Here is a 7,783-nt window from a genome sequence, read left to right as displayed (position 1 = left end):
GCTCCTTGACGCTGTCCACCTCGCCGTCCCCCCGGTCGCCTCGTCGCAAGGCCGACATCACCGGCATCTACCCGCTGACGACGCAGCAGCAGGGCCTGCTGTTTCATGCCCGGGAGCACGGCGAGTCGGGCGACGACCCGTACTTCAGCCTGGACGTGCTGGAGCTGCAGGGGGATCTCGAGCTGGCGGCGTTCGAGCAGGCCTGGCGCGACGTGCAGGCTCGCCACGCGATCTTGCGCAGCGACTTCCGCTGGGAGGAGGTGCGCACGCCGGTGCAGATCGTCTACCGCGAGCGGCCGCTGAACCTGACGGTGCTGGACTGGCGCAGCGAGCTGCCGGACGCGGCGGCCCTGGACGCGAAGCTGGCCGAGTTGCGCGCGGCGCAGCGTGCCCAGGGCTACGACTTCAAGCAGGCCGCCGACCTGCAGCTGACGCTGGTGCAGGCGGGCCCGCAACGCTGGCTGCTGCTCTGGGCCTACCACCACGTCGCACTGGACGGCTGGAGTTATGCGCTGGTGCTGCGCGACCTGCTGCTCTGCTATCGCGAGCGCCGCGAGGGCCGCGAGCCGGCCCTCGGGCCGGCGCGTCCCTTCAGCGACTACGTCGCCTGGCTGAAGCAGCAGGACGTCGCCGCCGCGGAGGACTTCTGGCGTGCCGAGCTGGCGGACTTCGACGGCCCCACGCCCGTGCCGCTGCCCCGCCCGGCCGAGGCGCCGGCATCGCGCTGGGCCGAGTTCGCGCTGCCGGTGGCCGATGCCGCCGCGCTGAATGCCTTCGTGCAGCGTGAACGCCTGACGCTCAACACCGTCTGCCAGGGCGCCTGGGCCTTGCTGCTGAGCCGCTACAGCGGGCAGCGCCAGGTCTGTTTCGGCGTCACCGTCTCGGGACGGTCGCCCGATCTGGTGCAGGCCGACGAGATCGCCGGCGTCTTCATCAACACCTTGCCGCTGCGGGTGCGCGCCGACGGCGGGGCGCGGGTGGGCGAGTGGCTGCGTGAACTGCAGGCCCGCAACGCCGGGCTGCGCCAGCATGAGCACCTGCCGCTGGCGCGGGTGCAGGCTTTGGCTGGCCGGGGCGGGCAGGCGCTGTTCGAGTCGCTGCTGGTGGTCGAGAACTTTCCGGTCGACGCCGCCCTCGGCAAGGGGCAAGGCGGTCTGCGCGCCCGGCCCTACAGCGCGGCGCGGGCCGAGGGCCAGGCGGTCGCCACCGGCGGGCGCAACAACTATCCCTTGACGCTGGTGTTCGTGCCGGGCGACACCCCGCACTTCGTGTTTGCCTACGACCGTTCGCGCCTGTGCGAGCAGGCGCTGGGCGCGCTCGCGCGCCAGCTGCTGAGGCTGCTGCAGACGATGCTCGCCGATGCCTCGGCACCGCTGGACAGCCTGGTGCTGCGGGCAGGCACACCGGTTCCGCCGGCCGACCTCCACACCGAGCCTGCCCCCGCTTACCTGTCGCTGCCGGAGCAGGTGAGTCGCTGGGCACAACGACAGCCCGACGCCCTGGCCCTGCACGGTGAAGACGCCGTCCTGAGCTACGGGGAACTCGAGGCACGCGCCACGCAACTCGCCCGCGGCCTGGTCGCCGAGGGCGTCGGCGTGGAAAGCCGTGTCGCGATCCTTGCGCCGCGCGGCGCGGCCTATGTCGTCGCACTGCTGGCCGTGTTCAAGGCGGGGGGCTGCTACGTGCCGCTGGATCCGGCCCAGCCGCCCGCACGACTGCGCGAGCTGGTCGAAGCCAGCGAGGCCCGGCTGCTGCTCGCGGTCGATGTCGAGCTGGGCCGGCAGATCGCCGGCACCCACCCGGTGCACGGCGTGGCTGCCTTGCAGGGGGGCGACGCCCCCTTGCCGCCGGCGCCACCGGCCGGACAGGCGGCCTATCTCATCTACACCTCGGGCTCCACCGGCACGCCCAAGGGCGCGCTGCTGACGCACGGCGGGCTGGCGCAGTACGCCGCCGGGCTGCAGACCCGTCTGAAGGCAGCGCCCGGCACCCGCTTTGCGATGGTCTCGACCATCGCCGCCGACCTCGGCCACACCGCCTTGTTCGGGGCCCTCGCCAGTGGCGGCTCGCTGCACCTGCTGCCCGGTCCCTTGGCCTTCGACGCCGACGGCTTCGCGGCCTGGATGGACGAGCACCGCATCGACGTCCTCAAGATCGTGCCCAGCCACCTGGCCGGCCTGCTCGCAGCCGCTGTGCCGGTGCTGCCGCGCCAGGTGCTGGTGCTCGGCGGCGAGGCGGCGGCGCCGTCGCTGCTGGGCCGGGTGCGCGAGCTGGCGCCGGCGCTGCGGGTCATGAACCACTATGGCCCGACCGAAACCACGGTCGGTGTGTTGAGCTTCGAGGCCGCGCCCGGGGCGGCCCCGGCCGAGCTGCCGCTGGGCCGGGCCTTGCCCGGCTGCCGGCTGCAGGTGCTCGACCTCGCCTTGCAGCCGGTGCCGCCGGGCGTGCCCGGCGAGCTCTACATCGGCGGCGCGAGCCTGGCGCGCGGCTACGTCGGCCGGGCCGACCTGACCGCCGATCGTTTCGTGCCCGATCCGCAGCAGCCCCGCGAACGCCTCTATCGCAGCGGCGACCGGGTCTGCCAGGCGGCGGACGGCTCGCTGCGTTTCCTTGGCCGCATCGACGAGCAGATCAAGATCCGCGGCTGGCGTGTCGAGCCGAACGAGTTGGCCGTCACGCTGCGCTCCCTGGCGGGCGTGCAGGACGCCGCGGTGGTGGTGCGGGACGGCCGCCTGCTGGCCTATGTGACGCCGCAGACGCTCGAGCCGGCGGCGCTGCTCGACGCCCTGTCGCAGCGCCTGCCCGAGGCGCTCCTGCCCGCCGCCCTGACGGCCTTGCCGGCCCTGCCGCTGACGCCCAACGGCAAGCTCGACCGGCGCGCTCTGCCGGAACCCGCAGCCCCCCAGACGGGCCCGGTCGTTCAGGCGCCGCGCACGCCGGCCGAAACGGTGCTGGTCGAGGTGTGGGCCAGCGTGCTGGGCCGGCCGGAGATCGGCATCCACGACAACTTCTTCGACCTCGGCGGCGACTCGATCCTCAATGTGCAGATCATCGCCGCGGCGCGCCGGCGCGGCCTCAAGCTCACGCCCAAGCAGGTGTTCGAGCACCCGACCATCGCGCAACTCGCGGCCGTCGCCCAGGCCCTCCAGCCCGCGTCGCAGGCCGCAAGCCCGGCCGCCACGGCGGAGCCGGCGCCCCTGACGCCCATCCAGCAGTGGTTCTTCTCGATCGAGCAGCCCGAGCCGCGCCACTGGAACCAGGCCGTGCGGCTCGACCTCACCCGCAGGCTGGTACCGGCCCTCGTCGAGCGCGCGCTGCAGCACCTGGTCGAGCGCCACGCCGCGCTGCGGCTGCGCTTCACCCCTGGCGCGCAAGGCTGGCGCCAGGCCCCGGCCGCGCGCGAGACGGCCTCCCTGCTGGAGCCGCTCGACCTGGCGGGCCTGCCGGGTGAGGAAGCCGAGCGGCGTTTCAGCGACGCCGAGGACCGGCTGCAGCGCGGCCTGTGTCACCTGTCGGGCCCCTTGCTGCGCGCCGTGCATGCGGATCTCGGGCCGGAGCAGCCGCAGCGGCTGCTGGTGGCGGCGCACCACCTGGGCATCGACAGCGTCTCCTGGCGTTTGCTGCTGTCCGAACTGCAGGTCGTCTACGAACAGCTCGAAGCCGGACAAGCACCGGCGCTGCCGCCGGTGCCCGCCGATTACCTCGGCTGGGCGCGTCGCCTGGCGACGCAGGCGAGTTCGCGCAACGCCGAGGTGGCGCACTGGCGCGCGGTCTTCGAGGGCCTGCCGCAGGCGCCGGAGGCGAGCGCCCCCAACACCTACGGCAGCGCGCGGTGTCACCGCATCGAGCTCTCCGCGGAGGCCACGGCCGACCTGCTCGGCCGGGTCCGTGGCGCCTGCCGCTGCAGCGTCGAGGAGCTGCTGCTGGCCGCGCTGGCCGGGTCCTTGTGCGAGTGGCAGGGCAGCGACGCGGTGGCGGTCGAGCTCGAAGGTCACGGCCGCGAGCCGCTGTTCGACGATCTCGATGTGTCGCACACGGTGGGCTGGTTCACCTGCCGCTACCCGGTGCGCCTTGCACCGGGGGCGGGCGGCCCTGTCAGGGCGCTCGCGACCGTCAAGGAGCAGTTGCGGCGTGTGCCCGGCAAGGGTCTCGGTTGGGGTCTGCTGCGCCACCCGGCGGCCGGCGCAGCGGGGCCGCTGGCCGATCTGCCGTCGGCCTGGATCTGCTTCAACTACCTGGGCCAGCTCGATGCCGGGCAGGGCGGGGCCTGGCTGAGACTCGCCGGGCAGCAGCCGTCCGGCACCCGCAGTCCCGCCAACCGTCGCAGCCACCTGCTCGACATCGATGCCGACGTGCACGGCGGGCGCCTGCGCTTGGCCTTCACCTGGTGCCCGGCGGTGCATGCGGCAGCCGAGATCGAAACGCTGGCCGCGCAGGTCGAGCAGCGGCTGATGGCCCTGGCGCGGCAGGACGCGCCGTGCGCGGCCGCCCCGAGCGACTTCCCGCTGGCCCGGCTGCCGGCGGCGCAGCTGCAGTCCGTGCTGACCCGCTGGCCGGCGGCTCAGGACGTCTATCCGCTCGCGCCGCTGCAGGCCGGCCTGCTGTTCCACGCCCTGGGCGCAGGCGGGCAGGGCGTCTACCTGAACCAGCTGCACTGCGAGTTCCGGACACCGCTCGACGCGGACGGCCTGCGGCAGGCCTGGCGCGACCTTGTCGCGACGCACGACATCCTGCGCACGGCCTTCGTCTGGGAGGGCCTGCAGGAGCCGCACCAGGTGGTGCTGCCCGCGGCCGAGCTGCCGCTGCGCGAGCTGGACTGGCGCGGCGACGACGAGCGGCCGGATCTGCAGGCCTTCCTGCAGCAGGACCTGGCAGAAGGGTTTGCGCTCGACCGCCCCCCGCTGATGCGGGTGACGCTGATCCACACCCACGCAGGCTCCCATCTCGTCTGGACCCGCCACCACCTGCTGCTCGACGGCTGGTCGAGCGCGCGGCTGCTGGCCGAGGTGTTCGAGCGCTACGAGGCCGGCCGGCAAGCCCGGGCTCCGGCGCTGCAAGCCTCGCTCGCCTACCGTGAACACATCGCCTGGCTGGCGCGACGCGACTGCGCCGCCAGCGAGCGCTTCTGGCAGGCGCAGCTGGCCGGGCTGGAGCGGCCGACCCTGTTGCAGCCGGCGGCCGGCCGGCCGCTCGGGCAGGGCGGCGGCATGGGCCGCAGCGGTCATGCGCTGGTGGCCCCGGCCAGCGAGGCCCTGGCGGCGCTCGCTCGGCGCCACCAGGTGACGCTCAACACGCTGGTGCAAGCGGCATGGGCTGCGGTGCTGTCGCGCCACTGCGCGAGCCGCGATGTCGTGTTCGGCATTACCGTGGCCGGCCGGCCGGTCGACCTGGCGGGGGCCGACACCATGCTGGGTCTGTTCATCAACACAGTGCCCTTGCGGGTGACGCTGCCCGCCGGGCTGGGGCTGGCGACCTGGTGGCAGCGGCTGCAGGCGACCAACCTCGACCTGCGCGAACACGAGCAGGCCCAGCTCGCGGACATCCAGCGGCAGTGCGGACTGGGGCCGCACATGCCCTTGTTCGACACGCTGCTGGTGTTCGAGAACTACCCGGTGGACGGCGCCACACGACAGCGCCTGGGCGAGACCCTGGGCCTGCAGGGCCTGCACGCGCGCGAGACGCTGAGCCTGCCGCTGACCCTGGTCGTCTACCCCGGCGAGAGCCTGCAGTTCGAATTCGCCTGGCGCGAGGACTGCTTCGATGCGCCCGCCGTCGCGGCCCTGGCGGAGCAGCTGATCGAGGTCTTGCACGCCTTCACGCGCGATGCCTCGGCGCCGCTCGGCGAGCTGTGCCTGATGAGCCCCGAGCAGCGCGACACCTCGCTGGCGCAAGTGCGGGCGGCCTGCCGGCCCTGCGCGGTGCACGACACCCTGGCGACCCGCTTCGAGCGTCAGGCCCGCGCCACACCGGACGCACCGGCGGTGCGCTTCGGCGGCACCACACTGAGCTACGCCGAGCTCAACCGGCGCGCCAACCGCCTGGCGCACACGCTGGTGGCACAAGGTGTCGGGCCCGAGCAGGCGGTGGCGCTGTGCCTGCAGCGTTCGTCCGAGCTGGTGGTGGCGATCCTCGCCGTCTTGAAGGCCGGCGCTTGTTATGTGCCGCTCGACCCGGCCGCGCCCGCGGAGCGCCAGCGTCAGATCATCGAGGACAGTGCAGCGCGCTGGCTGTTGCACGACGGCCCGGCCGGCTTGCCGGCGCTGCCGGCCGGCGTGCTCGCCCACGACCTGCGCAGCCTGCCTACGGCGATGGAGGAGCAGGACCTGCCGCCACGCGCGATGCCGCAGCAGCTGGCTTATGTCATCTACACCTCCGGCTCGACCGGGAGGCCGAAAGGCGTCGCGGTCACGCACACGAACGTGCTGCGCCTGTTCGACGTCACCCAGCCGCAGTTCGGTTTCGGGGCCCGGGACGTCTGGAGCCTGTTCCATTCCTGCGCCTTCGACTTCTCGGTCTGGGAACTGTGGGGCGCCTTGCTCTACGGCGGCCGACTGCTGGTGGTGCCGCTGGAGGTGGCGCGCGACCAGGAGGCCCTGGTCGCGCTGCTGCACCGGGAAGGCGTCAGCGTGCTGAACCAGACGCCGTCGGCCTTCTACCGGCTCAGCGAGACGCTGCTCGCCCCGGCGGCGCCGCGGCTGGCACTGCGGCTCGTGATCTTCGGCGGCGAGGCGCTCGAGATGCGGCGCCTGGCGCCCTGGTTCGACCGTTTCGGCGACCGCCAGCCGCAACTCGTCAACATGTACGGCATCACCGAGACCACCGTGCACGTGACGCTGCGCCCCTTGTGCGCCACCGACGTGGGCCGCGGCAGTGTCATCGGCCGCCCGCTCGACGACCTGCGCCTCCATGTGCTCGACGACGCCATGGTGCCGGTGCCCCCCGGCGTGGCGGGCGAGCTGTATGTGGGGGGCGCCGGGCTCGCCCGGGGCTACCTGGGCCGCCCGGACCTGAGTGCCGAACGTTTCCTGCCCGATCCCTACGCAGGCGAGCCGGGCGCCCGGCTGTACCGCAGCGGCGACCTGGCGCGCCGCGGTCTCGACGGCGAGATCGAGTACCTCGGCCGGGCCGACCAGCAGGTCAAGATTCGCGGCTTCCGCATCGAGCTCGGCGACATCGAGGCCGCGCTGCTTTGCCACCCCGGTGTGCGCGACGCGGCCGTGCTGGCACAGCCCGACGGGCAGGGCGTCGACCAGCTGGTCGCCTGGGTGGTGGGCGAGGTCGCCCACGATCACGAGGCCTTGCGCCGGCATGCCGCAGAGCGCCTGCCCGGCTACATGGTGCCGGCGCGTTTCGCCGCCGTGGCCTCGCTGCCGCTGACGGTCAACGGCAAGCTCGATCGCAAGGCGCTGCTCGCGACCGACGCGGCACCGGTGCCCCGTGCCCACACGGCACCGCGCAATGACATCGAGCGCGCCTTGGCCGCGGTCTGGTGCGAGTTGCTCCAGCTCGATCGCGTCGGCATCGAGGACGACTTTTTCGCGCTGGGCGGGCATTCGCTGCTTGCCACCCAGGCGGTCGCCCGCATGCGCGGGGTCACCGGCGCGGCCCTCGGCATCGCCGATCTTTATCAAGGACCGACCATCGCGCAGCTGGCTGCGCAGGTGGCGGCGATTAGCGCGGGCGAGCCCGCAGCCGATCCTCTCGCGGCGATGACACAGCTGCTCGACGAACTGGAACAGGAGACCCCTTGAAGCCGCACCCGACCGTCTCCCACGACCCTTCG

At 73.2% G+C, this 7,783-nt stretch carries 1 protein-coding gene; it reads left to right on the top strand.

Features of this window, described 5'->3' with window-relative positions; translation table 11 throughout:
* The first annotated feature begins 5 nt into the window (after positions 1–5).
* Entirely contained in the window at positions 6–7,751 is a 7,746-nt protein-coding gene (locus OOT46_RS16090) for a non-ribosomal peptide synthetase (RefSeq protein WP_265404636.1), read from the top strand.
* Positions 7,752–7,783 lie beyond the last annotated feature (32 nt).

Source organism: Aquabacterium sp. A7-Y (assembly GCF_026153205.1).
GTDB lineage: Bacteria > Pseudomonadota > Gammaproteobacteria > Burkholderiales > Burkholderiaceae_C > Caldimonas.
Note: the sequence above shows the minus strand (reverse complement) of the source record. Positions and strands in the feature narration are given on the sequence as shown.